At 72.3% G+C, this 24,887-nt stretch carries 26 protein-coding genes; 16 read left to right on the forward strand and 10 right to left on the reverse strand.

Annotated elements, in window-relative coordinates; all coding sequences use genetic code 11:
* Nucleotides 1–197: 197 nt before the first annotated feature.
* Entirely contained in the window at nt 198–1,391 is a 1,194-nt protein-coding gene (locus ACZ55U_RS09500; protein ID WP_465524187.1) for an enoyl-[acyl-carrier-protein] reductase FabV, read from the forward strand.
* On the opposite strand, the gene ACZ55U_RS09505 is transcribed toward ACZ55U_RS09500, so the two are convergent.
* From ACZ55U_RS09505 to ACZ55U_RS09535, 7 genes are all read right to left on the reverse strand, one after another.
* Nucleotides 1,349–1,996: a hypothetical protein gene (locus tag ACZ55U_RS09505; protein WP_465524189.1), complete on the reverse strand. Its 648-nt coding sequence runs from the start codon at nt 1,994–1,996 to the stop codon at nt 1,349–1,351. The two genes, ACZ55U_RS09500 and ACZ55U_RS09505, sit on opposite strands and share 43 nt — an antisense overlap.
* Before the next feature lie 83 nt (nt 1,997–2,079).
* A complete protein-coding gene (locus tag ACZ55U_RS09510) occupies nt 2,080–2,523 on the reverse strand; it encodes a MarR family winged helix-turn-helix transcriptional regulator (protein WP_465524191.1) in 444 nt (147 codons plus the stop codon).
* Nucleotides 2,520–4,304: an MFS transporter gene (locus tag ACZ55U_RS09515; RefSeq protein ID WP_465524193.1), complete on the reverse strand. Its 1,785-nt coding sequence runs from the start codon at nt 4,302–4,304 to the stop codon at nt 2,520–2,522. Before ACZ55U_RS09515 ends, ACZ55U_RS09510 begins: the two co-directional genes overlap by 4 nt.
* 237 nt (nt 4,305–4,541) lie before the next feature.
* Entirely contained in the window at nt 4,542–5,708 is a 1,167-nt protein-coding gene (locus ACZ55U_RS09520; RefSeq protein WP_465524195.1) for an MFS transporter, read from the reverse strand.
* A 65-nt stretch (nt 5,709–5,773) separates the two neighbouring features.
* A complete protein-coding gene (locus ACZ55U_RS09525; RefSeq protein WP_465524197.1) occupies nt 5,774–6,745 on the reverse strand; it encodes an LLM class flavin-dependent oxidoreductase in 972 nt (323 codons plus the stop codon).
* Entirely contained in the window at nt 6,742–7,740 is a 999-nt protein-coding gene (locus ACZ55U_RS09530) for an FkbO/Hyg5 family chorismatase (protein ID WP_465524199.1), read from the reverse strand. Before ACZ55U_RS09530 ends, ACZ55U_RS09525 begins: the two co-directional genes overlap by 4 nt.
* A 1-nt stretch (nt 7,741) precedes the next feature.
* The gene (locus tag ACZ55U_RS09535; protein ID WP_465524201.1) at nt 7,742–8,374 is read right to left on the reverse strand and encodes a DsbA family oxidoreductase; all 633 of its coding nucleotides are present in this window, start codon (nt 8,372–8,374) and stop codon (nt 7,742–7,744) included.
* 299 nt (nt 8,375–8,673) lie between these two features.
* On the opposite strand from ACZ55U_RS09535, the gene ACZ55U_RS09540 reads away from it, so the two are divergent.
* The 13 genes from ACZ55U_RS09540 (at nt 8,674) to ACZ55U_RS09600 (ending at nt 19,226) form a co-directional block, all read left to right on the forward strand.
* The gene (locus ACZ55U_RS09540; protein WP_465524203.1) at nt 8,674–9,123 is read left to right on the forward strand and encodes a MarR family winged helix-turn-helix transcriptional regulator; all 450 of its coding nucleotides are present in this window, start codon (nt 8,674–8,676) and stop codon (nt 9,121–9,123) included.
* 278 nt (nt 9,124–9,401) lie between these two features.
* On the forward strand, nt 9,402–10,871 hold the full coding sequence (locus ACZ55U_RS09545; RefSeq protein ID WP_465524205.1) for an AMP-binding protein: 1,470 nt from the start codon (nt 9,402–9,404) through the stop codon (nt 10,869–10,871).
* Nucleotides 10,868–11,137: a phosphopantetheine-binding protein gene (locus tag ACZ55U_RS09550; protein ID WP_465524207.1), complete on the forward strand. Its 270-nt coding sequence runs from the start codon at nt 10,868–10,870 to the stop codon at nt 11,135–11,137. The genes ACZ55U_RS09545 and ACZ55U_RS09550 overlap by 4 nt, the downstream gene beginning before the upstream one ends.
* Nucleotides 11,138–11,350: 213 nt before the next feature.
* The gene (locus tag ACZ55U_RS09555) at nt 11,351–11,725 is read left to right on the forward strand and encodes an ectoine synthase (protein WP_465524209.1); all 375 of its coding nucleotides are present in this window, start codon (nt 11,351–11,353) and stop codon (nt 11,723–11,725) included.
* 204 nt (nt 11,726–11,929) lie between these two features.
* The gene (locus ACZ55U_RS09560; RefSeq protein WP_465524211.1) at nt 11,930–13,048 is read left to right on the forward strand and encodes an acyl-CoA dehydrogenase family protein; all 1,119 of its coding nucleotides are present in this window, start codon (nt 11,930–11,932) and stop codon (nt 13,046–13,048) included.
* A gap of 19 nt (nt 13,049–13,067) precedes the next feature.
* The gene (locus ACZ55U_RS09565; protein ID WP_465524213.1) at nt 13,068–13,742 is read left to right on the forward strand and encodes a transglutaminase-like domain-containing protein; all 675 of its coding nucleotides are present in this window, start codon (nt 13,068–13,070) and stop codon (nt 13,740–13,742) included.
* Nucleotides 13,743–13,751: 9 nt separating this feature from the next.
* Nucleotides 13,752–14,558 (forward strand): maleate cis-trans isomerase family protein, encoded by an 807-nt coding sequence (locus ACZ55U_RS09570; protein ID WP_465524215.1) that lies wholly within the window; start codon nt 13,752–13,754, stop codon nt 14,556–14,558.
* Nucleotides 14,558–14,878 carry a DUF6253 family protein gene (locus tag ACZ55U_RS09575; RefSeq protein WP_465524217.1) on the forward strand — a complete coding sequence of 107 codons (321 nt, stop codon included), beginning with the start codon at nt 14,558–14,560 and terminating at the stop codon, nt 14,876–14,878. Before ACZ55U_RS09570 ends, ACZ55U_RS09575 begins: the two co-directional genes overlap by 1 nt.
* A gap of 691 nt (nt 14,879–15,569) precedes the next feature.
* The gene (locus tag ACZ55U_RS09580) at nt 15,570–16,790 is read left to right on the forward strand and encodes an IS701 family transposase (RefSeq protein WP_465524219.1); all 1,221 of its coding nucleotides are present in this window, start codon (nt 15,570–15,572) and stop codon (nt 16,788–16,790) included.
* Between the two features lie 323 nt (nt 16,791–17,113).
* On the forward strand, nt 17,114–17,602 hold the full coding sequence (locus tag ACZ55U_RS09585; RefSeq protein ID WP_465524221.1) for a nucleoside deaminase: 489 nt from the start codon (nt 17,114–17,116) through the stop codon (nt 17,600–17,602).
* Nucleotides 17,599–18,252 carry a DsbA family oxidoreductase gene (locus ACZ55U_RS09590; protein WP_465524223.1) on the forward strand — a complete coding sequence of 218 codons (654 nt, stop codon included), beginning with the start codon at nt 17,599–17,601 and terminating at the stop codon, nt 18,250–18,252. Before ACZ55U_RS09585 ends, ACZ55U_RS09590 begins: the two co-directional genes overlap by 4 nt.
* 189 nt (nt 18,253–18,441) lie before the next feature.
* Entirely contained in the window at nt 18,442–18,762 is a 321-nt protein-coding gene (locus tag ACZ55U_RS09595) for a DMT family transporter (RefSeq protein WP_380702463.1), read from the forward strand.
* 59 nt (nt 18,763–18,821) lie between these two features.
* Nucleotides 18,822–19,226 (forward strand): DMT family transporter, encoded by a 405-nt coding sequence (locus tag ACZ55U_RS09600; RefSeq protein WP_465524225.1) that lies wholly within the window; start codon nt 18,822–18,824, stop codon nt 19,224–19,226.
* A 402-nt stretch (nt 19,227–19,628) separates the two neighbouring features.
* Here ACZ55U_RS09600 and ACZ55U_RS09605 read toward each other — a convergent pair whose 3' ends face one another.
* The 3 genes from ACZ55U_RS09605 to ACZ55U_RS09615 all read right to left on the reverse strand — a co-directional run bounded on the left by ACZ55U_RS09605 (nt 19,629) and on the right by ACZ55U_RS09615 (nt 22,307).
* Complete coding sequence (locus ACZ55U_RS09605) at nt 19,629–20,828, reverse strand: NAD(P)/FAD-dependent oxidoreductase (protein ID WP_465524227.1); 1,200 nt, start codon at nt 20,826–20,828, stop codon at nt 19,629–19,631.
* The gene (locus ACZ55U_RS09610; RefSeq protein WP_465524229.1) at nt 20,825–21,022 is read right to left on the reverse strand and encodes a ferredoxin; all 198 of its coding nucleotides are present in this window, start codon (nt 21,020–21,022) and stop codon (nt 20,825–20,827) included. Before ACZ55U_RS09610 ends, ACZ55U_RS09605 begins: the two co-directional genes overlap by 4 nt.
* 85 nt (nt 21,023–21,107) lie before the next feature.
* A complete protein-coding gene (locus tag ACZ55U_RS09615; protein WP_465524231.1) occupies nt 21,108–22,307 on the reverse strand; it encodes a cytochrome P450 in 1,200 nt (399 codons plus the stop codon).
* Between the two features lie 184 nt (nt 22,308–22,491).
* Here ACZ55U_RS09615 and ACZ55U_RS09620 point away from each other — a divergent pair, with 184 nt between their 5' ends.
* Nucleotides 22,492–23,091: a MarR family winged helix-turn-helix transcriptional regulator gene (locus ACZ55U_RS09620; RefSeq protein ID WP_465524233.1), complete on the forward strand. Its 600-nt coding sequence runs from the start codon at nt 22,492–22,494 to the stop codon at nt 23,089–23,091.
* Nucleotides 23,092–23,122: 31 nt separating this feature from the next.
* Nucleotides 23,123–24,616: a PTS transporter subunit EIIC gene (locus ACZ55U_RS09625; RefSeq protein WP_465524235.1), complete on the forward strand. Its 1,494-nt coding sequence runs from the start codon at nt 23,123–23,125 to the stop codon at nt 24,614–24,616.
* Nucleotides 24,617–24,887: the final 271 nt, after the last annotated feature.

Below are 24,887 nucleotides of genomic sequence, written 5' to 3' on the forward strand. Positions count from 1 at the left end.
TGGGAGTTCGGAAGCGGGGCGGCCCCGGCCGGTGCTCCGGCTAGCCGAGACGGGACGGCCGCCGCAAGGACGACCCCCGACAAGCGCGGGGCGCGACTTCCGTGACGCCGGGCCAACGGCCCGGGCCACCTGCGCGGATAGGCTCCGGGACGACCGACATCCTGATCACGATCTCCGGATCGGAGAGGCACCACCGCGTGAGCATCCAGCAGATCACCCCCAAGCAGCGGGGCTACCTGATCGTCAACTCCCACCCCGGCGGGAGCGCTGCCACCGTCACCCGCCAGTGGCAGCGCATCGAGGCCGCGGCCGGGGACGGCCGGTCGCCGGTCGCCCTGGTCCTCGGGTCCAGCGCCGGGTACGGACAGGCGCTGCTGCTCGCCGGGCTGCGCCGCCACGGCATCCGGGGCGTCGGCGTCGCCTACGAGACGCCCGCCTCGGAGCGGCGCACCGCCACCGCCGGCTGGTACCGCACCGCGGCGGTCTCCGCCCTGGTCGAGCAGGGCGGGGGCGACGTCACCTTCGTCAACGCCGACGCCTACGCGGACGCCACCCGCGACGAGGTGCTCAAGCTCCTGGCCGAGCGCTACGGCCGGGTCGACTACCTCCTCTACTCGCTCGCCTCGCCCCGGCGCACCGACCCGGCGACCGGGGAGGTCCACCACTCGGTGATCAAGCCGCTCGGCTCCGCCTACACCTCCCCGTCGCTGCTCTTCGAGGACGGCGAGCCGCGGATCGGCACCGTCGACCTCGCCCCGGCCGACGAGGCCGAGCGGGCGGCGACGGTCAAGGTGATGGGCGGCGAGGACTGGGAGCTGTGGGTGCGGGCGCTGGCCGGCGCCGACCTGCTCGCTCCCGGCTTCACCACCGTGGCCCTGTCCTACGTCGGCTCCGAGATCACCGCGCCGGTCTACCGGCAGGGCACGATCGGCGCCGCCAAGGAGCACCTGGAGGCCACCGCCCGCAAGCTCCAGGACGGCCCGCTGTCCGATCGCGGCCGGGCGTTCACCGTCGTCGCGGGCGCGGCCGTCACCCAGGCCTCCACCGCCATCCCGTCGATCGCCCTCTACACCTCGCTGCTGCGCAACGTCCTCGGCGAGGACGGCTGGCGCACCACCGACGACCAGGCCGTGGAGCTGTGGGAGCAGCTGACCGGCGCGAGGCCGCTGAGCCTGGACGAGCAGGGCCGCATCCGCCTGGACGGCTGGGAGCTCGACCCCGCCGTGCAGGAGCGGGTGCGCGGACTGTGGGCCGACCCGGCGGGTGCGCTGGCCGCCGACCCGTCCGGAGCCGACTGGTTCTACGGCCGGTTCCGGCAGCTGTACGGCTGGGACGTGCCGGGCGTCGACTACACCGTCGGGACACAGACGTCGGTGCCCTGGCCCGGGTGATCCGACGGCCTGTTCACGGCGGCTTCGATGTGCTCCCGCAGCCGCTCGTAGCCGACGGGTTCGCCGCACAGCCGCCGGACGGTGGCCAGCCCCAGGCTGGCCTGTCCGGTGGCCTCCACCGCGGCGCGGGACGTGACGTAGAAGTGCCACTGGCCGATGTCCAGCGGGTCGTAGGCGGCGTGGGTGCGCGCGGTGTGGAGGGCGAAGACGTAGACGTCGGCGTTGTAGGACTGCTCTGCGGCCTCCCCGTGCTCGGGCGTCCAGGTGCGTCCGCGCAGCCGGGAGAAGCGGATCTCCGACAGCCGGCGCTGCCCCCAGGCCTGGAGGTAGGCGCTGGTCTTCACCTCGATCCTCAGCCCGTCCGGGGCCCGGACGTCGAAGCTCTCCCACTCCGCGTTGCGCCGGACCGCGCCCACCGCCCGGTGGACCAGGAACTCGGCCAGCAGGCCCCGGGTGGTGTTCGTCCGCAGGTCGGGCATCGCGTAGCGCCAGAACTCCAGCACCGTCCCGGCGTCCGCGCCGCGGAAGGTCTCGCCGCCCTGGAACGGTGTCGGATCGGCCGGGGTGAGCCAGTTGTCGGGGGCGCTGGTGAGGTCGAAGGTCATTCCGTCAGCCTGCCACCGGACGGGCCGGGAGCGGTAGCGCGCTCGGCCCACCGGCCGCTTCCAGGCCGACTGGTGACGGCAGGTCAGTCGGGCTCCTCCAGGAGCATTTCCAGGACGGGCAGGGCCGCCTCCAGCGCGCGGCACTGTTCGGGGGTGAGCCGGGTGCTGCGGCGGGCCAGCAGGGCGGTGCGTTCGCGGCGGATCCGGGCGAGGGTCTCCAGCCCGAGCGGGGTGGGGGCGAGCAGCTGGGAGCGGCCGTCCTGCGGGTCCGGGGTCTTGGCGACCAGGCCGTCGGCGACCAGCGGGGTGACGGTGCGGACCATGGACGGCACCGCCACGCCCTCGCGGGCGGCGAGTTCGCCGAGCCGCAGCGGCCCGTGCTGCTCGACCCGGGCCAGGGCGGAGAGCTGGGCGGCGGTGAGGTCCTGGTCGCCGGAGGCTCGCACCAGCTGGCGGTTGAGCCGGCCGATCGCCAGACGGAGCCGGACCACGGCCTCGGCGGGCAGCCCGTCGCCGTCCTCGCTCACGGCCCCTCCCGCACCGGAGGGACGGGCGGACCGGGTGCGGCCGCTGCGTCGCCCCCGTCCACGGCGGCGGGCCGGGGGCGTTCGCGGACCAGCGAGGCGACCGCGGCGACCAGCGACATCGCGATCGCCAGCCAGAACACCACCACCAGCCCGTCGTGGAAGGGCCCGGAGATCAGCTGCGGGAAGAACTCCCGGCCGGTCAGCGTCCGGACGTCGTCGGCGGGCAGCCGGCCGAGCACGTGCGGGCCCAGCAGCTGCTGGATCGGGTTGTAGCCGAGGAAGGCGGCGAACAGGGTGCCGACCGGAGGCAGGGAGGCGATGGTGCGGGCGTCGGTGGCGGGGACGCCCTGGGCGGTCAGCCCGGCGGTGAGGGTGTGCGGCAGCGAACCGGCCAGGCCGGCCACCATCAGCGAGAAGAAGACGCCGATCGACAGCACCATGCCGGCGTTCTGGAAGGTGGCCCGCATGCCGGAGGCGGCGCCGCGGGCCGCGGCCGGCACGCTCGACATGATCAGTGAGGTGTTGGGCGCCGCGAACAGGCCGCCGCCGAGGCCGTTGAGGAAGACCAGCAGGGCGAACCACGGGTAGCCGAAGTCGGTCGGCAGCAGGAGCAGCCCGGCGAAGGACAGCGCCATCACCACCAGCCCGCCGGCCGCGAAGAGCCGGGCCCCGGCGCGGTCCGACAGGTAGCCGGAGAGTGGTCCGGCGGCCAGGAAGCCGACGGTCAGCGGGACGAGGTAGATGCCCGCCCACAGCGGGGTGTCGGCGTAGTCGTAGCCGTGCAGCGGCAGCCAGATCCCCTGGAGCCAGATGATCAGCATGAACTGGAGGCCGCCGCGGGCGATCGAACCCAGCAGGGTGGCCGCGTTGCCGCCCGCGAAGACCGGGTCGCGGAAGAGCGAGAGCGGGAACATCGGCTCGGGCGTCCGGCGCTCGACCAGGCAGAAGACGACCAGCAGCGCCACTCCGCCGGACAGCCCGGCCAGTACCCAGGGGTCGGTCCAGCCCATGGTGTGGCCGCCGTACGGCTGGATGCCGTAGGTGATCGCGGCGAGCAGGGCGGTCAGGCCGACGCCGAAGGTGAGGTTGCCCCACCAGTCGAGCCGGGCGGGCCTGCGCACCCCGGTCTCGCGCAGCGAGCGGTAGGCCCAGACGGTGCCCAGGACGCCGATCGGCACGTTGACCCAGAAGATCGACCGCCAGTTCCACTCGGCCAGGAGCCCGCCGAGGACCAGACCGACGAAGGACCCGGCGATGCCCGCCACGATGTTGACGCCGAGGGCCGTGCCGCGTTGGCGGGCCGGGAAGGCGTCGGTGATGATCGCCGCCGAGTTGGCCATCAGCATCGAGCCGCCGACCGCCTGCACCACCCGCCACCCGATCAGCCACAGCGCTCCCGGACCGCCGTGCAGCGGATCGAGGGAGAGGGCCACCGACGTGAGGGTGAAGATCAGGAAGCCGGCGTTGTAGATCCGCACCCGGCCGTGGATGTCGCCCAGCCTGCCGAGGGTGACCACCAGGACGGCGGTGACGAGCATGTAGCCCATCAGCATCCACAGCAGGTAGCCGACGTTGCCGGGCTGGAGCGGGTCCAGGCCGATGCCGTTGAAGATCGCGGGCAGCGAGATCAGGACGATCGAGGCGTTGACGGTGGCGATCAGGGTGCCGAGGGTGGTGTTGGACAGGGCCACCCACTTGTAGCGGGGGTGGTCCGGTTCCACACCGGTACGGGCCGGGCGCAGCCGCTCGGTCCTGCCGTCGTCGGAGAGTCGTGTCGCCACCGCTGCCTCCTGCCGGCCGGGCCGGGGGCGGCCGGCGGATCGGACTGGGGATTTCGATAGCTTCCGCCAACTAACGATAGTCCGAAGGACGTTCGAGTGGTAGGGGAGGGCCGCGGCGCGGGGTGCGGCAGCCCGTCCGGCGCCCGTAGGACCGGACGGCCGGCGCGGGCGCGGGCCCGGCACCGGCCGTCCGGCGACGCCGCGCGCGGGGGTGCGCGTCGTCGGGGGCGGGGTCGATCAGGAGGAGGACACCGGCGACGGTTCCCGACGTTCCTCGACGGGTGCGCGCAGCCGGGCCGAGTTGATCAGGAACGCTCCCGCGAGCGCCGCGGCGGCGGTCAGGGCCGCGAACACGGTGGACGAGGTGGCGATTCCGGTCAGATCGCCCAGGTAGCCGGTGAGGATGGGAAGGATCCCGGCGAACAGGTATCCGCCCGCGCTGAGCGCGGCGTTGGCCTCGGCGAGGCGGGTGGGGGCGACTTCGGTGCCCAGGCGGGAGAAGCCGCCGTACTGGCCCATGCCCTGGCCGACGCCGGCGAGGACCGCCGCGACGGAAAGGAGGGCGAGGGAGTGGGTGCGGACGGCGGCGGCCGTGCCGAGCATGGCGGCGCCGGTGACGATCCCGGCGGTGCCGAGGATCCGGTCCACCGGCAGCTTCTTGATCGCGAACTGGATGCCGGTGGACGCTCCGAACATCATGAAGCCGATCCCGCCCGTCACCAGCCGGTTGCCGGTGTGCAGGAGGAAGGCGAGCAGGATCGGTCCCAGGGCGAGCAGGAGGGAGGTCCCGACCATGCCGGGGATGTAGGCCATGAGGCTCGTGGCGAGGCCGCGGCGGTTGGCCGGGGGGACCGAGGGCAGCCGCCGCCATCCGGCGGTGGACGACGCCCGGGGGGCGGGCGGGGGTGGTGGGTGGAGGGCGTACACGATGGCCAGGGCGGACAGGAGCAGGAGGGCTTCGAGCACGAACACGGTCACGGTGGGCGCCGGACAGTACTGGGAGACGCTGCCGCCGAGCAGCGGACCGGTCGCCAGGCCGGCGCCGATGGCCACCGACGCGGCGAGGACGGCCTGCGGGCGCCGCCGCTCGCCTCCGACGTGGGCGACCGCCGCGGTGCCGGCCGAGAGCGCCGCGCCGACCGCCACACCGGTGAGCAGTCGCGCGACGATCAGGGTGAGCACGTGGGTGGCCGTCATGAACAGGACGCAGGAGACGAGCCCGGCGGCCAGGGCGGGGACCAGCACCCGGCGGGTGCCGTACCGGTCGGCCAGGGCTCCGGTGAAGGGCAGGGCGAGGAGCAGTCCGCCGATGTAGGCGGCGAAGACGACCGTCGCGGTGCCGGTGGAGAAGCCGATGCGCTGCTGCCAGACGCCGAGCAGCGGGGTGGGGATGTTCGACAGCATGAACACGGCGGTGATCGGCCATGCCGCCGCCCACAGCACCCGTGCCGGGGCCTGGGACCGGCCGTTCACAGGCCGCGGAGGAGCGGGAGCAGTTCCTGCGCCGTCCGTCGCAGCGCGGTGCGGTAGCCGGCCTCCGTCAGTTCGTCGGTGGGAAGGCGCAGGATCAGGTGCCGGGCGCCGTTCTTGACGTACTGGTGGAGCCAGTCGGCGACCTCCTGCGGGGTCCCTCCGAAGATCCCCTGGGTGGTGCGCATGGTGGTGAGCGGAAGGCCGTAGTAGGCGCGGAAGTAGGACCACAGGGTCTCCTCGGCCTGTCGGCGGGAGCGGTCGACCGCGACGGAGAGGTAGACGGCGCCGGTGACGGCCTCGGCGGGGCGGCCCGCCTCCTGCCGAGCGGCGGTCACCTGCTCCCAGCCTTCGCCGTACTTCTCGGGAGTGGTGGAGGTCGGCATCCAGCCGTCGAAGTCGTGGCCCGCCCGCCGCAGCATCTTGGGGCCGGAGTGGGCGATCCACAGCGGGGGCCCCTGCGGCCGGTGCGGCACGGGCAGCAGGGCCGCGTCCTGGAGCCGGTAGTGCTTCCCCTCGTACGAGACGGGCTCGCCGCGGGCCGCCCACAGGGCCTGGCAGATCTCGACGGTCTCGCGCATCCGGCCGAAGCGGGTGCCGAAGTCCAGCCCGTAGTTGGCGAATTCGCGTTCCGTCGCGGGGGAGGCGAAACCGGATCCGATGCCCGCGATCAACCGGCCGGCGGAGATCCGGTCGAGGCAGGCCAGTTCGTGCGCCAGGTGGACGGGCGGGCGCAGCGGCATGAGGACGGCGGTGCCCAGCTCCAGCCGCTCGGTGGCCGTGGCGGCCGCGGCGAGGGCGAGCAGCGGGTTCATCCGCGAGCGGGCGAGGGGGGACTCGCCGGCCCAGACGGAGTCGAAGCCGGACTCCTCGGCCAGGGCGGCGATCGAGGCGAGGTTGCCGGGGTAGGGGCCTTCGTCGATGACGGACTCGCGTCCGGGCAGGACGACGCCCACCTTGAGGGCGGTCACAGGTCCCACCCCCGGGCGGGGACGATGCCCTCGATCTCGACGAGCAGGTCGTCGCGGCACACGGCGACGTTGAGGTACTTCACCTCAACGCCAAGACCAAGCGTCTCTTCACAGACCGCGCGTACCGCCGGAACATCGTCTTCATGTCGTACGTACACCTTGATCATCCGAAGGTCCTTCAGGTCGTGGCCCGCCGCCTCGATTCCCTGGGCCGCGAGGTTCTCGCGGGAGACGAGGTGGGCGATGTTGGCCAGGGTCTCCCGGGTCTGCCGCCGCACGTCGCCGCGGTGGACGGTCTCGTGGCCGAGGATGGACGCGGTGCCGGAGACGTAGAGGGTGTCGTCGAGCAGGGTGGCCCGGGCGAAGCTGGGCGACTTGGGGCCGTACTGGTCGGGGTAGTGGTAGGCCGAGGTCTGCCGGCTGTTCTCGATGTGCCGGGGCGCACCCCTCTTCGTCGCCAGCAGGAAGAAGGCGATGCCGCGGCCCTGGGTGCCGATCCCGGTGGCGGCGGGGAGCTGGGCGGTGCTGTCGCCCATGTAGGTCTGGAACGCCTGGGCGCGGCCCTGGACGAAGTCCTGGTAGACCTCCATGCCCTCGGCGTTGGTGCCGACGATGTCGCCGACGAAGTTCCACATCCGGAAGACGTGGCTGTAGTCGAGGTAGTCGACGAGGGCGAAGGCCTTCTCGTACAGGGCGCGCACCGGCGGGGTGTAGACGCCCTGTTCGGGGAGCAACCCGGCGACGAAGAGGTGCCGGCCGTTGTGGGCGTAGGCGTGGTCCTCGCGTAGGGCCCAGCGAGGCCGGCCCGTCACGGTCCACACCTCGCGGAAGGCGTCGCCGCCGGTGACGGCCATCGGAACGGCCAGGTCGGGGTGGCCCTGCCCGCCGCGGCCGAGGCCGGAGGTGCCGCCGTACGTCACGGTGGCCAGGACGTGGCGGCCCTGCTCGGCTAGCGGCGGCCGGGTGACGGGGGTGAAGTGGGCGCGGATGGTCATGTCAGCAGCCTCCGTCGATGCCGCAGGCGGCACCGTAGACGATGTCCTGGTCGGCCTGCGCGTCGAGGATCGCCTTGCGCAGCTGGTCGGGGCGCGGGACGCCTTCGATGCGGGTGTCGCCGACGATGATGGTGGGGACGGCGCGGACGCGGTGGGCGGCGGCCTCGCGCAGGGCCTCCTGGTGCTTGGCGCGGTAGGTGCCGTTGTCGAGGGCGGCGCGGAACTCGTCGGCGTCCAGGCCGACTTCGCGGGCGAGCGCGGTGAGGACGTCCGGTTCGCCGAGGTCCTGGTCCTCCTGGAAGAAGGCGCGGAACAATCGCTTGGTGTACTCCGTCCCCCTGCCGTGCTCGGCCGCGTACTGGTAGCCCTCGAAGGCCAGCCGGGTGTAGGGCTGCGGGGAGACGGTGGGAAGGGTGATGTCGACGCCCAGGCGACGGGCCATCGGGTACACGGCTCGCTGCCAGATGTCGGGCAGGTAGTCGTCCTCCGGCCGGAGGGTGGGCTCGGGATGGGGACGGAGTTCGAAGGGCTTCCACTCGATCTCGACGTCGAGGCCCTCGGTCGCCTCCTCCAGCGGGCCTTCGGCCAGCATGCAGAAGGGGCAGACGTAGTCGGACCAGATCTGGATCTTCACTGGATCACTCAGCCTTTCCGGCCGTCAGGGGCTCCCGGGGCGGCACTGGGTGCCGTCGATCGGGGTGTGCGTCACCTTGAGCGGCCGTCCGGTGGTCGGTGGAGACGGTGGAGCGCGGGCCGAAGTTGTCGGAACCCGTGGCGCCCGCGGTCTTGCGGGCGGATGCGCACATCGGGGAGATTGCTTGTACGTGCAATCAAGTTTGGTGCGTAAGCCCCTGGAAACGTAACTGGGGACGCCAGGATCTTGTATGCGCATGTACTCTTCTGTCAAGCAACACCTCTGCAAGGGAGGCACTTATGGCAACTTCACAGCACGCGCCGCTGCGCACCTCCGACCAGGCCGCCTGGAACCGGGTGCTCGCGCTCCACGCGCACGTGGAACGCGAACTCGCCCTGGCGCTACAGCGGCGCCACGGGATCGGCCTGTCGGAGTACCGCTCGCTGGAACACCTGCACCAGTCCAAGACGAGCGAGTTGCGGATGCAGGACCTGGCCGACCGGGTCGGCCTGGGCCAGTCGTCGGTGACCCGCCTGGTGGGCCGCCTGGAGACGGCCGGCTTCGCCTTCAAGGACCTGTGCCCGTCGGACAAGCGCGGCGTCTACGCGGTCATCACGGACGAAGGGCGCCAGCGCTACCAGGCCGCGCGTGCCACCTACGCGGAAGTGCTGTCGTCCGCGCTGAACACCTTCACCGCCGATCCCGAACTGGGCCCCACCGTCCAGGCGTTGCGCGCGACCCAGATCTGACCAGGGCCCCGCGGCGCGCCGGCCCGGCCGCCTCACCTGCTCCAACCCCGCCCCGAACGCAGCCAGCGTTCGGGGTTTTTGCTTGGGCGTGCAAGCGAAGATGGGGTGTCAGTTGCTTGATCAAGCAATCCGGGTGGCCTGGGTCACACCCACTTCGGCAAGTGCATGCTTGACCAAGCATGGACTTCGGCGGGTACCTTCTAGCTCGACACCGCACGATTCGAACAGCAGACCGGCACCCGCTGCCGGAGGCTGAGCCGACCGCGAGGAATCCCGCCGTGCCATCGTCCCTCCTGACCGAGACCGTCGTCGCCCACGGCGACGAACGGCCCCACCACATCGCCCTCCACTTCAACGACCAGGCCGTCACCTACGGCCGGCTGGCCGACCTGACCCTGGGTCTGCGCGGTCAGCTGTCGCAGCTGAACCTCCCGGCAGGCAGCACCGTGGCCGTGCCGGCGCACAAGACGCCGCAGACCATCGCGTTGCTGCTGGCCGTCTTCCAGGAGGGCCACATCGCCCTCGCCCCCTCCCCGGACCTGGGCAGCGACGCGCTCCAGCGCCTGGCCCAGCAGGCGAGGGTGTCCCACCTGCTCACCGCGACCGCCGACGGCACGCTCACCGCGACACCGGTGCGTGCCGAGGAGGGGGCGGCGGAGGGGTTCGCGGTGCCGGATCCGCAACGGACCCGGCTGCTGCTGACCACCTCCGGTTCGACCGGCACCCCCAAGATCGTCCCGATCGAGTCCGCCGGATTCGACGCCTTCGCCGACTGGGCCGTCGACGAGTTCGCACTGACGCCGGACGAGACCGCCCTGTCGTACGCACCCCTCAACTTCGACCTCGCCCTGCTTGACGTCTGGACCTTCCTGCGGCTCGGCGCGAGCGTCGTCCTGGTGGAGCAGCAGCGGGCGACCGACGCCGCGTACCTGGCCGGGCTGGCCGACCGACACCGGGTCAGCTTCGTTCAGGGCGTGCCGATGATGTACCGGCTGCTGCTCGAACAGGGCGGCTCCTTCGGCTCGGTGCGCCACGCGATCTTCACCGGTGACCGCATGCCGGCCGACCTCCTGCGCCGCGTCGCACCCGGGTTCCCCCGGGCAGCCTTCCACAACGTGTTCGGCTGCACGGAGACCAACGACTCCTTCATCCACCACGTCGACCCCACCGCCCTGGACGGCCCGATGCCCATCGGCCGGCCCATCAACGGCACCGACGCCCTGGTCGTCGACGCCGAGGGCAGGCGCCTCGCCGCGGCGGGCACCGGTGAACTGCTGGTGTCCACACCGTTCCAGACCGGCGGCTACCTGCGCCGGGACCTGAACGACGCGGTCTTCACGCAGCTGGACGGCCGGGTCTTCTACCGCACCGGTGACATCGTCACCCGCACCACCGAGGGCCTGTACTTCCTCGAAGGGCGCGCGGACTGGCACGTGAAGGTGAGGGGAGTCCGCACGAACCTCCAGGAGGTGGAGAACGTGATCGCGGCCCACCCGGACATCGCGGAGGCCGTGGTCGTACCACTGCCGGACCCGCAGGCCGGAGTGCGCCTGCACGCCCACGTCACCCGACGCCAGGGCAGTGAGCTCACCAGCCTGCGGCTGCGCAGCCACCTGGGCCGACAGCTGCCCCGCCATGCCATCCCGGCCTCGGTGCACCTCACCGCGGCTCCGCTGCCCCGCACTTCGACGGGCAAACCCGACCGGAACCTGATCAAGCAGACCCTCATGAAGGAGAACGAAGCATGAGCACCGCAACCATCGCCGCCGAGGTCCGGGCCTACGTCGTGGCCCAGTTCCTCTCCGGGGAGGACGTCTCGGACCTCACCGGCGACTACGACCTGCTCGACTCCGGAGTCATCGACAGCCTCGGCCTGGTGAAGATGCTCGCGCACTTCACCAAGGCCTACCAACTGCCCGTCGACGACATCGACTTCGGCCCGGACGACTTCCGCACCCTCGACGCCATCGTCGCCATGATCGAGGGCCACCAGCCGGCCGCGGCCGCCGCCTGACCGACCGGACGGAGCCACCGGCCGGCCGCACCGCACGCCGGACCGACCGACCAACCGGCCGGCCGGCCGCACCTCGGACCGACCGACCAACCGCACCTCGGACCAACCGACCGACCGACCGACCAACCGCACCGCGGACCAACCGACCAACCGCACCTCGGACCGACCGAACCGACCCGTCGTACCACCCGATTCCGAAGGAGAACCAGAGAGATGTTCACCCGCAGCCTCGATGATGTCGCCCCCGTCGAGTGGGGCAACGGCCTCAGCTACCGGCTCCTGACCAAGCGTGACGGCATGGGCTTCGCCGTCGCGGACACCCTCGTCCGCAAGGGCACCTCCAGCGCCCTGCAGTACCGCCAGCACCTGGAGGCCTGCTACTGCATCGGCGGGTCGGGCGAGGTCGTCGAGAAGGACGGCACCCGCCACAAGATCGTCCCGGGCACCATCTACGTCCTCAACGAGCACGACCCGCACCACCTGATCGCCTCCGAGGACGAGGACCTCCACCTGGTGTCGATCTTCAACCCGCCGATCAACGGCGACGAGAAGCACACCCTCTCCGAGGACGGCTACTCCCAGTACTGAGCCGCCGCTCCCTCCGGCCGCCGGTCTCACCAGCCCCGGCCCGGAGCCCGCACCCCGGCGGGCTCCGGGCCGGGCCCCGGGCCGCATCGGTCCGCGTGAGCGCCCGAGCCCGTGGCCGTCCGCCCGTGCCGTGGAACGCCGTCACGGCACGGCCCCGATCCGCTCTTGCCGCGATCCCACTGTTGGAATGGACCAGGATCTCCCGTGACCGATGACCTCTTTCACCTCACCGCCCCGTGGGCCGACCAGCTCAACGCCGGTACTCGCGAGCTGGACGCGGCGGGCGAGTTCCCCCACGACAAGTGGAAGGCCCTCCAGGAGACCGGCCTCCTGCGCACCCACTTCGCGCCGGAGTTCGGCGGCGCCGGCCACAGCCTCACCGAGACGATGCGCGCCCTGGAGGGCCTGGGCTACACCTCCCGCGACGCCGGCCTCTCCTTCTCCGCCTCGACGCAGATCGTGTCGGTGGGCGTGCCCCTCCAACGGTTCGGAAGCCAGGAGCTGAAGGAGAAGTGGCTCCCGAAGATCATGTCCGGTGAGGCGATCACCGCGCACGCGATCACCGAGCAGTCCGGCGGGTCCGACGCGATGAACCTGGCCACCGTCGCCCGCCGCGACGGGGACCACTACGTCGTCACCGGCGACAAGATGTTCATCACCAACGCCCCGGTCGCCGACCTCTTCCTGCTGTACGTCCGCACCGGCAAGCCGGGCCCCTTCGGCCTCACCACCCTGCTCGTCGAGGCCGGCACCCCCGGCCTGACCGTGGGCCCCGCGATGGAGAAGATCGGCCTGCGCACCAGCCCGGTCGGCAGGCTCTCCTTCGACGAGCTGCGCATCCCCGTCAGCCAGCGGGTCGGGCAGGAGGGAGCCGGCTTCCGCGTCCTGGACTACGTGATGAAGCGCGAGGTCCTCTTCGGCTTCTCCATCACCCTGGGCGAGATGACCCGGCGCCTGGAGGAGACCATCGCCTTCGCCAAGGAGCGCCGCCAGTTCGGCCAGCCCATCAGCTCCTACCAGGGCGTCTCCCACAAGATCGTGGACACCAAGATGCGGGTGGAGACGGCCCGCAAGTGGCTCACCGACACCGGCGCCAAGGTCGAGCGCAACCAGGACGCCGCGCTCGACCTCGCGGCCACCAAGACGATCGTGTCCGAGGCCAACGTGCAGACCGCGCTGGACGCGGTGCAGATCCACGGCGGCCGGGGCGTGCTCACCGAGTACGGCGTCGAGCGGGACCTGCGCAACTCGATCGCCGGAACGATCTACTCGGGCACCTCCGAGATCCAGCGCAACCGCATCGCCATGCTCCTCGGACTCTGAGCGGAGAGGAATCCCCGACATGAACGACGAACTGACCCTACTCACGCGGCCCACCGCCTTCCTCGACTACGACACCGACGAGGTCCAGGCCTTCGTCGACCACGCCGTCAAGGACCGCGGGGCGGACCAGCGGACCAACGCGATCGAGCTGTACTACGCGGTGCGCGACGGCGTCGACTACGAGGTCTACGGCGCCCCCCTCTCCCGGGAGGGCCTCAAGGCCTCGCACACCGCCACCACCAAGTCCGGCTTCTGCCTGCACAAGTCCGCGCTGTACGCGGCCGCCGTGCGCGCCCTGGGCATCCCCTCCCGCCTGGTGTACGGCGACGTGCGCAACCACCTCGCCTCGCCCCGCCTCCTGGACCACATCGGCGGCGACGTGTTCTTCCACGGGCTCACCCAGGTCTACCTGGACGGCAGATGGGTCAAGGCCACCCCGGTGTTCAACAAGCTGCTCTGCAAGCTGTACGGCATGCAGGCCCTGGAGTTCGACGGGCTCAACGACAGCCTCTACCACCCCCACGGGGCGGGCGGCGCCATGGAGTTCCTCACCGACCACGGAGCCTTCGACGACGTCCCCTACGAGTTCGTCCTCGACAGCATGCGCCGCAAGCACCCCAAGTTCATCGACGTCCGGGGCACCGGCACCGTCGGCGGCGGCCGCCTGGCCGACGAGTCCGCTCTCACCCGGTAGGAGAATCCCATGACCAGCACCCCCTCGCCCGTGGACGGATGGGACGCCTCGACCCGCATCGGCGTCGTCGTACCGCACGCCGACGTCGGCCCGGAGGCCGAACTGCAGGCCATCGCCCCCGCCTCGGTGTCCATCCACGGATCGCGCACCCACTTCGCCGCGATGCGCGCGGGCGGCGAGATGGACGAGAAGATCCCGCACGACCCCGTCCTGGCGTTCGTCGCGGCCCCGTACCTCGACAACGCCGTGGAGCTCCTGGCGGCCTCCCCGCTGCACGCCCTGACCCTCGCGTTCACCTCCTCCAGCTACGCGCTGAAGGCGCAGGGGGAGGCGGAGCTGTACGAGCGGCTGCGGCCCGTCACCCGGGGGCTGCCGATCACCGGCACGACCCTGGCCGCCCGCGCGGCGTTCGACGCCCTGGGCACCCGCCGGATCGCGGTGGTCAACCCGCCGTGGTTCGACGACAAGCTCTCCGGCCAAGGTGCCGACTACTTCCGGGAGTTCGGCTACGACGTCGTCTACCACGGCCCCTGCGGCCTGCCCTCCGACCAGAAGGCCATCACCCCCGACAACCTGTCCGCATGGATCCGCACCACGGTGGCCGAGCACCGGCCGGAGGCCGTCCTGGTGGCCGGCAACGGCATCCGGGCGGTGGGCACCATCAACCCGCTGGAGGCGGAGCTCGGCTTCAACGTCGTCACCGCGAACCAGGTGATCCTCTGGCACGCCCTCCACCTCGCCGGCGCGGCCGACACCGCCCACGGCATCACCGACTACGGCCACCTGTTCGCCCTGAGCCCGAAGGACGGCTCCTGATGACCCTGCTGGACGCACGCGGTTACGAGGCCGTGTTCGGGACGCCGGAGGGCGACACCTACCGCATCCCGCTGGTCTGCTGGCGCGAGGACGGCGACAACCTGTACGGCATGGTGCTGATCAAGGGGCACCCGCGGCGCACGGACCGGTTGCAGGACTTCCTGCGGTACGACTTCCGGCACGGAGCCCGCGGGGCCGACGCGGCGCCCACCGCGTTCGATTCGTCGGCGGTGGACGGCGGGCCGAATGGTATGGACCTGTCGGTGCTCCCCGGACAGCACGCACCCGCCGGCGCTCCGATGGCGCCCGCGCACTCGTGAAGGCAGCGCGCGTTCGCGAATTGTGAAGCCCCTTCGTACAGCCCCCCCGCGCTCATATCGGGATCCGGCCGATCCGGAGCCCGTGTCGATCGCCGCCATTCCACTCGTCCGATTCCGTCGGGAAATCCGGTCGGCGCCCCTTCGCCACCGGCCCGACGGAGGATCCGGCCACGGGACGGGCCGCCGCACACCCGGCGGCACGCACGGGCGGCCGGATCCACCGCACCCCCGGGGTGCGGGCCCGCCGCTCTCGGGGCGGGGCAGGGTGATGTCGCCTCCGGTGGACCCGGAGGCGGACACCGTGCCCCGCCCCTTCTTCGTGCCGTCCCGTGAGAGCCCCGCCCCGCGGCCCCGTGGACCGGCACGACGGCCCCTGGGCCGGTTGTGCGGGGGGATCCCGATGGCAACCGCCAGGGCGGCGTCCCGGCATCGAGCGGCACCCCCATGGGCCCGGCCCGTGCGCATCGCGTACGGGCCGTTCGCGTGCGCGCTGCCGACAACACCGGCGATGCGCCCGGCCCGGGCGATTCCTCTCCCACTTTCCTCACAAATCACTTACGTCGCAACATGGTTAACCTGCGGAGTTGACGAAGTGGCGACAGGAATCACATTCCCTCCGAAAAAAGACTGTACTCATATTTATTGTGGTTGACCTGTTTGACGTCCACAGCCGCCACACGGGAGGGAAGCTATGAGGGAATGGGACCCTGTCACCGAGTTCTCGGACCAGCTCTTCGGCCATTTACGCAGAGCTGACCAGCGCAGGTGGGCGCACGCGTATCTGCACGGCCTGCTCAGGACGCCCGGCAAGAAGTCGATCCGCCGGCTGGCGGCCGTGGCCAGCGACTCCCCGACCGCGTCGCAGGCCCTGCACCAGTTCATCAACGAGAGCCCCTGGGAGTGGGAGCCGGTCTGCGACCAGCTGCGCCAGTGGGTCGAGGCCCGCGTCCGGCCGCGGGCGTGGACGGCCGCTCCCGTCGTCCTGCCCAAGCGCGGTGAGAAGTCGTGCGGAGTGCACCGCCGATTCATTCCGCAGACCGGGCGGACCGTCAACTGCCAAATGGGAACAGCCGTATTCATGTCGACGGAGGAGGGTGAGTTCCCCGTGGGCTGGTGCCTGTTCCTGCCCGAACCCTGGGCCCGGGGCCCGCTGCGCGAGCAGGCCCGCGTCCCACGGACGGCCACGTCCTCCGCCGAGGAGCAACTCCTCGACTCGATCGACCAGATGGTGCGGCGTTCGGATTACGAGCCCGTTCCGGTGGTCGCCGACCTCGACGGCTACATGGACTCGCGCCGGCTCGTCGACGGCCTGATCAAGCGTCAACTGGACTTCCTCCTGGCGATTCCCGACAGCTTTCCGCTGGCCCTGCTGGAGCGGGGCCCCTCCGGTCCCCGCCGGCCGGCCGCCGCCATGGCGCGGGTGCTGAGCGAGCGGTGCCCCGAGGCGCGTCCGATCGCCGCGAGGCCCGGCTGGGCCTCCGTCCGGGACGGCCTGGTGCAGGTGCCCGGAGCCGTCGCGGCCGATCAACGGCCACGGCCGTTCCGCCTGTTCACCCAGCCCGACGGATACGCGCCGGATCCGGGTCGGCTGTGGATCACCAACATGGTGCGCCGGCCGGTCGACGAACTCCTGGAGTACGCGGAACGGCACCCGGCGACCGGTGAGACCGTCAGCGTGCTCCAACGGGCTTTCGGCCTGCGGGACTTCGAGGGCCGCTCGTTCCCGGGGTGGCACCACCACATGGCGCTGGTCTCGGCCGCCTTCGCCTACAGCCGGCTGGCGGCCGATCCGGACCGGCGGGACCGTCGCTCCGGCCACCGTACGGCAACTGACGGTCCGTCCGGGCCAGCGCTGGTGTCCCGCGGCCCGTGGGCGGGGGAGGAGGAGATGAGCTACCCCGTCGCCGTCTGAGCCCGCCGTTCCGGCGCGCGCCCCGAAGGAGGAGGGGCGTCCACCGGACCCGCTTCCCGCGCCTGTCGAGCCGTCACCACGGCGGCCGACGGGCGCGGTTGCGTGTCCGGGGAGCATCGACGGCCAGCGCCGATGGAAGTCCTGCGCGGTAGCGATTGACAGCAGGATGCTTGTTCATGCAAGCTCTACTCATCAGCTTCGGCCTGACTGTGGGCCAGGAAAGCATGTACATACAAGCAAGCAACTGCTGGGGGACGCTCCATGTCCGATGGCACGGTGCCCACCGTCCACACCCCGGCCGCGGTCTGAGTAGGGGAGTGACGATGCGTTATTCCGATCTTTCAGAGAGCGAGCTGACCGAGTACGCCCGTGAGGCCGTGCGGATCAGTCGCGAACACGTCGCCAAGGGCGGCATCCCGTTCTCCGGCGTGGTGGTCAACGCCGGCCGGATCCTCGGCACCGGCGTCAACCGGGTGCGCGAGGACAACGACCCCACCGCGCACGCCGAGGTGACGGCGCTGCGGGAGGCGGCCGCCAAGTACGGGCTCCACGCCACCGCGGGAGCCACCCTGATCGCCTCCGGCGAGCCGTGCGCCCTGTGCTACATGGCCTCGCTGTACTTCAACGTCGGTCACATCGTCAACGTGGTCGACCGCAAGACGGCCGCCCAGTACGGGTTCGACTACACGAGCTCGTACTCGATCTTCGCCGAGGACCCGGAGACCTGGCCGGTCAAGGTCACCTGGTTGCAGATCCCGGAGGGGACGAAGCCGTTCGAGGAGTTCCTCGCCATGGAGCGGGGGCGGTCATGACCGGGACGGCGATCGAGAAGGTCAGCGTCAAGGTCTGGTCGGACTACGTCTGCCCGTTCTGCATGCTGGCCGAGGGCCCGCTGCACGAGGCCACCCGCGACCTCGACGTCGAGATCGAGTGGATGCCGTTCGAGCTGCGGCCCCACCCGACCCCGACGCTGCGTCCGGAGGACCCGTACCTGCCGGCGATCTGGGCGCGGTCGGTCTACCCGATGGCCCGGAGGATGGGCGTGGACATCACCCTGCCCACGGTCTCCCCGCAGCCCTACACCCGGCTGGCCTTCGAGGGCTACCAGTACGCGGCCGAGCACGGCAAGGCCGCGGAGTACACCCCGAGGGTCCTGCGGGCCTTCTTCCAGGAGAACCGGGACATCGGCCGGCTGGAGGTCCTCTCCGACATCGCCTCCGAACTCGGCCTGGACAGTGCCGGTTTCACCGAGGCGCTGACCGCCGGGACCTACACCGAGACCCATCAGAAGGCACTGCGGATCGCCGAGGCGTACCGCATCTCCGTCGCCCCCACGATCATCGTCGGCGGACGCCACCGCATCGAAGGCGTCCCCTCCGCGGCCCAGATCCGCAAGGCCGTGCTCGACGCTCAGGCCGAGGCGGTCACCTACGGTGCCGCCTGCGGAATCGACGGGTGCTGACCTGACCCGAGCGCGGCCGATCGCGAGCCGCACGGACCGCGTCCCCCGGTCCCAGGGCGCCCCGGCAGGCCGGCGCTCCGCCACTCCCCTCGCACCTTCCTGCGGTACCGCGGATTCACGGCGGGCCGTTTCTCTCCCCCCCCCCCCCCCCCGAAACGCTGACCTTCAACGAACGAAAAGGACAATGTCATGCAGTGGTTCTACCTCGCGATCGCGGACATCTTCGAGATCGCCGTCGCGATCGCGGCCGGAAAGGCCGAAGGCTTCAAGAACCGTAAGTGGACCGCCGTGACGCTGATCACCGGCGCCCTCGGGACCTTCTTCCTCAGCAAGGCGCTCCTGACCTTCAACGTCGGTGTGGGCTACGCCATCTGGACCTCCGTCGCCGGTGTCGGCATCACCCTCCTCGGCGCGCTGCTCTTCGGCCAGCGCCTGAACTGGCGCAAGGCCGTCGGCATCGCCCTGGTCATCGCCGGCGTCGTCGGCCTCCAGCTCAGCGGCGCCGCCTGACGGTCCCGCTCGCTCCCCGCTCCCTCCCCGAACCATCCCCTCGAAAGGATCCGCACACCATGTCCGACACCGGTCGCACCTCCGCCAACTCCTGGATCATGCTCCTCCTCGCCGGCGGCTTCGAAATCGGCTACGCGCTCGCGGTCGGCGGAAGCCACGGCTTCACCCGCCTCACGTGGTCACTGGTCGCCGTCGTCTTCTTCCTCCTGACCCTCTGGGCGCTGAGCGCGGCGCTGCGGACCATCGAGGTCAGCATCGGCTACGCCGTCTGGGCCGGCATCGGGGCCGTCGGTGCGGCGCTGCTCGGTCCCGTCATCTTCGACGAGCGCCTGAACGCGGTCCAGGCCGTGTGGTTGGCCGTCATCATCGCCGGGGTGGTCTGGCTCAAGCTCGCCGACCGGCCGGCGAAGACCCCGGAGGTCACGGCCGCCGCGCCGCGGGAGACCCAGACCGTGGACGCCTGACGGGTTCGTCTTCTCCGGACGGGAAACCGTCGCCGCCACCTCCGTGAGGCGGCCCGGTCGAGCAGGGTCTCGACCGGGAGGCCACGGAAACGGCCGGGACAGTGCAGCAGGGCCTCTTGGCGGCCCGGGTGGGTTCGAATCCCGCCCGGGAGACCAGGAGGCCCTGCCCTGTGCTGTGGGTCGTGGTTCGTGGATTGTGGGACGACGGAAAGGACGGAAGCTCGGGTCGGGGCCTGTCCGCGGATGGTGGCGGACAGGCCCTTCGCGCGGGAGGGACGGGGTGTCCGGAGCGGCGCGTCCGGTCGGCGCCGGCCGGCGGGAGCGGCTTCGGCGCCGGCTTCGAAGCGGCCGGTACCCGGTAGGCCTCGGCCCGGCCGACCACGGCCGGCGCCGGGCGAGGGGTCAGGCCGGGACGGGCGGCCACGGAGCGCGGGCCGCGACCCGGGCGCGGAGGTCGCGCAGCGCGCGGGCGGAGGCGATGCCCACGGCGCCGGTGACCACGCCGTCGCGGACGCAGGCGGCGGCGAAGCGGTGCTCCTCCGGGCTGCCGTCGACCAGCTCGAAGCGGTCCGCGTCACCGGGGCGGCCGAAGGCCTGGATCCGCAGCCCGTACTGGTCGGTCCACAGGTACGGGACCGGCCGGTAGGGCTGCTGGGTTCCGCCCGGGCCGGCCAGCAGGTTCCGGGCGGCGTGCATGGCCTGTTCGGTGGCGTTGGTGCGCTGTTCGAGCCGGTGGTGGCGGCCGGTGCGCGGGTCGGGCCAGGAGGCGGCGTCGCCGGCCGCCCAGACGCCGGGGCCGGCGGCGCAGTAGGCGTCGCAGACCACGCCGTCGTCCAGCGGGACACCGCTGCCGGCCAGCCACTCGGTGGCCGGCTCGGACCCGACGGCCATCAGCACCGTGTCGGCCGCCAGCTCGGAGCCGTCGGCCAGCCGCACACCGGCGGCCCGGCCGCGCCGTTCGAGCAGCGCCGTGGCCGTGCCCCGGTGGAGCCGCACCCCGTGGGCGCGGTGCAGGCCGGCCAGCAGCGCGGCCGTCTCGGCGCCCAGGACGGCGGCCAGCGGGGTGGCGGTGGAGGTCAGCCAGACCACCTCGGCGCCCAGGCCGACGGCGGTGGCCGCCGCCTCGGCGCCGAGCAGCCCGCCGCCGACCACCAACAGCCTTACGCCGGAGCGCAGTTCCTCGCGCAGGGCGAGGGCGTCGGCGAGGGTGCGCAGCACGTGCGCCCCCGGCAGCGGCGCCTCGGCGCCGGGCAGGCGGCGCGGACGGACGCCGGTGGCCACGATGACGGCGTCGCAGCGGACCCGCCCGCCGTCGGAGAGGGCCACCGCCCGCTCCCGGCGGTCCAGCCGCTCGGCCCGGACCCCGAGGCGCAGGTCGAGCCGGAGCTCCACCAGCGCCTCGGGGCCGCGCAGGGCCAGGCGGTCGGGCTGCCACTCGCCTCCGAGCAGGTGCTTGGACAGCGGGGGCCGGTCGTACGGCGGCTCCGGCTCGGCCCCGATCAGGGTGAGCCGGCCGTCGTAGCCGGAGCGGCGCAGCGCCTCGGCGGCGTGCAGTCCGGCCGCGCCGGCGCCGACCACGGCCACGTCCCGCGGAGCGGTCACGCCTGCTCCAGCAGGATCGCCGAGGCCGGGCAGACGGCGGCGGCGTCCCGCACGGCTTGGTGGAGCCCGGCGGGCGGTTCGGCGTCGAGGAGGACGACCACGCCGTCCTCGTCGCGCTGGTCGAAGACCTCGGGGGCGGCGAGCACGCAGTGGCCGGCGCCGCAGCACTTCTCCTGGTCGATCCGGATGTGCATGGTGTTCCCTTCAGGACGGCCCCGACCGGTGTCGACTCCGGTGCGGGACGGCTGGATCGGTGGGGTCAGGTGCGGGGGAGCGCGGTCACCAGGCGACCGGCAGCTCGTGGACGCCGTAGACGAGCATCTCGCCGCGGAAGCGGACCTCCTCGAACGGCACCGCCAGGCGCAGTCCGGGCAGCCGCCGCAGGACGGTGGCGAGGGCGATCTGGAGCTCCAGCCGGGCGAGCGGCTGTCCCAGGCACTGGTGGTGGCCGAAGCCGAAGGCCAGGTGGCGGCGGGCGTCGCGGGTCACGTCGAGCTCGTCGCCCTCCGGGAACTCCCGCTCGTCCCGGTTGGCGGTGCTGACCATGCAGATGACGCCCTCGCCGGCCCGGATCCGCTCGCCGGCCAGGTCGACGTCCTCGGTGGCGACCCTGGTCAGGCCGGAGTGCACGATCGTCAGGTAGCGCAGCAGTTCCTCGACCGCGCCGGGCACGGCCTCGGGGTGCTCGCGCAGATGAGCGAGCTGGCCGGGGTTGCGCAGCAGTGCGAGGACGGAGAGCGCGGTCATGTTCGCCGTGGTCTCGTGTCCGGCCACCAGCAGCAGGCGGCCCATCGCGCCGATCTGCTCGGTGCTCAGCTCGCCGCGCTCCACCAGGCGGCTGAGGATGCCGTCGTCGGGCTGGGTGCGCTTGGCCTCGGTGAGCTGGACGAGGTAGTCGACCAGCTTGGCCTGGGCCGCGATGACCTCCTCGGGCGTGGAGGCGCGGCGCAGCAGGACGCGGCTGCAGTCCTGGAAGAACTCGTGGTCCTCGTAGGGGACGCCGAGCAGCAGGCAGATGACCAGGGACGGCAGCGGCAGGGCGAACTCCTGGACCAGGTCGGCCTCGGAGCGGCCCTCGGTCATCCGGTCCAGCAGGTCGTCGGCGATCCGCTGGATCCGCGGGCGCATCGCCTCGACCTTCTTGATCACGAAGTCGCCGGTGAGCATCCGGCGGTAGTGGGAGTGCTCGGGCTCGTCCATCCGGATGATGGTGGGCCGACCGGTGTTCAGCTGCCGGGCGCCCGCGCTGACGAAGGGGAAGCCGGGCCGGGTGGAGTCGGAGCTGAAGCGGGCGTCGGAGAGCACTGCCTTGATGTCCTCGTGGCGGGTGACCAGCCAGCTGGTGGAGCCGTCCCACAGCGAGACGCGGCTGACCGGCTCCTCGTGCCGGGCCTGCTCGTAGGCGGCCGGCGGGGCGAACGGACAGGTGCCGCGGGCGGCGGGATGGGTGAAGCGCGGGGCCTTCTCGGCGGTGGTCATCGGTCGATCCCCTTCCGGGAGTTGGGCGATCGTATTTACGTGCCCAAAGCAACTAACTGACCGTCACGCTAACTCGCGTTCCGTGGCGGCGGAAGGGTGCGCCGGGCGTCGGCCGAATCTGTCCGAAATCGGTTCGTGACTCCCCGTTGCTGTCACGGCCGTCCCGGATCGCTACAGTTCCCCCATGTCGGACGAAGAAGATGCCGAAGACGACCTCACCACCGCCCCCGCCCCGGGAGGCCTGGACGGACTGGAGGACGTCCTGGCCAGCCTCGCCTACCTGCTGACACGCTCACAGGAGCACGAGCGCCGGATGGCGAAAGCCGGCCTCACGGCCGCCCGCTCGGACGTCTACCTGCTGCGCGCGCTCGTCGAGACCGAAGGCCCCAGCCGGGTGAGCGACCTGGCCGCCCGGCTGATGGTCAAGTCCTCCCACGTGACCCGGCAGATCGACCGCCTCCAGGGCCAGCGGCTGGTGGAACGCACCCAGGACACCCAGGACCGACGGGCCCGCCGGGTCGCGATCACGGCCGACGGACGGGACCTGCTCGACCGGTTGAAACAGGCCAACATCGCCAGCCTGACCGACGTGCTGGACGGCGTCCCCGAAGCGGACGTCGCCGCCACCGCCAGAGTGCTCCGCCACCTGATCGACCGCTACGTGCACCGGGTGCGCACCGGGCTCTCCGACGACGACCCGCTCCCGGACCGGGCGGACGGCGGCACCGGCTCCCCGGCGGTGGCGGCGGCCCGGCTCGGCGCCGCGACGCGCGACGGCGGTTGAGCCCCGGGAGCACCCGGGTACGTCCCCCGTCATGTCGGACGAGAAGAACCGCGCCGTGGCCGAGGCGATCCTCCCGCTGGTCGGTGGCGCCGCCAACATCCGCTCGGTCGCCCACTGCATGACCCGGCTGCGGCTGGGGCTGGCGGACCGCGCCCTGGTCGACGCCGGGGCGCTGCGGGCGCTGCCGGCCGTCCTGGGCACGGTCGAGGACGACACCTACCAGATCGTCCTCGGCCCGGCCGCCGTCGCCGGGGTCACCGCGCAGCTGCGGCGGCTCCTGGAGGGCGCGGAGGCCGAGCGCGGGACCGGCGGCGGGGGTGGCGCCGGGGCGGCGGGCGAACCCGGCAGCGGTCCTGCCGCCGATCCCGCCGAGCAGCTCGCCGGGCGCGGCGAAAGGATCCGGGCACGGGCCCGGGCGCGCAACGCCACCCCGGTCAAGCTGGCGCTGCGCCGGATCGCCGACGTCTTCGTCCCGCTGATCCCCGCCCTGATCGGGTGCGGGATCGTGGCCGGCCTCGCCGGGGCCCTCGCCAACCTCGGCTGGGCGCCGGCGCTGGTCACCGCCCTCGGGCCGGTCTCCTCGGGATTCATGTCCCTGCTCGCCGTCTTCGTCGGCTACAACACGGCCAAGGAGTTCGGCGGCACACCCGTCCTCGGCGCGGCCGTGGCCAGCGTGATCGTCTACGCGGGAGTCGCCAAGGTCGAGGTCTTCGGCCACCACCTCACCCCCGGGCAGGGCGGCGTGATCGGGGCGCTCGGCGCCGCACTGCTGGCGGTCCACCTGGAGCGCTGGACCCGGCGGCTGGTGCCGGACGCCCTGGACGTCCTGGTCACCCCCACGGTCACCGTCCTGCTCGGCGGGCTGGCCGCGCTGTTCGGCCTGATGTTCGTCGCCGGGGAGATCTCCACGGGCATCGGCCACGCCGCCACCTGGCTGCTCGCGCACGGCGGCCTGCTCGCCGGGCTGGTGCTCGGCGGCCTCTTCCTCCCGCTGGTCATGCTCGGGCTCCACCAGGCGCTGATCCCGATCCACACCACCCTGATCCAGCAGCAGGGTTCGACCGTCCTGCTGCCGATCCTCGCGATGGCCGGGGCCGGCCAGGTCGGCTGCGCGGTGGCCGTCCACCTGCGGCTGCGCCACAACGCCTCGATCCGGGCCACCATCCGCTCCGCCCTCCCGGCGGGGTTGCTGGGCGTCGGCGAGCCCCTGGTGTACGGCGTCACCCTGCCGCTGGGGCGCCCGTTCGTCACGGCCTGCGTCGGCGGCGCGGCCGGGGGCGCCTTCATCGGCGTCGCCGGGCAGCTCGGCAACGCCGTCGGTTCGACCGCCATCGGGCCCTCCGGCTGGGCCCTCTTCCCGCTGCTGGCCGGCCCGCACGGGCTGCTCGCGAGCGCCGCCGTCTACGGCGGCGGCCTGCTGACGGGCTACCTGGCGGGCTTCCTGGCGACGTACTTCTTCGGCTTCACCCGCGAGACCCTCGCCGAGTACAACGCCCCTGCCGCCGAGGGCGGGGGCGTGGAGTAGCGGAGCCGGGGAGGGGCCTCGTGGGTCGCCAAGTCCGGTGGGGGCGGCGGAAGGTGCGGGAGCTGGGGCCGTGGATGGTGGCGGGGGCCGTGCGCGTGGGCAGGGCGGGGCGTTCGGGGTGGCTTGTGTGGCACCGTCGGCTGCCCGGAGGGTTTTTGAGGTGGCTGGTGCTCGGCGCCTCGGCGCGGTTGTTCACGGCCGGGGCGGAGTGCAGCGAGCCGGTCGCCGAGGGCGGGGGCGTGAAGTAGCGAGGGAGGGGCCTCGTGGGTCG

The organism is Kitasatospora sp. NPDC034533 (genome assembly GCF_055575155.1).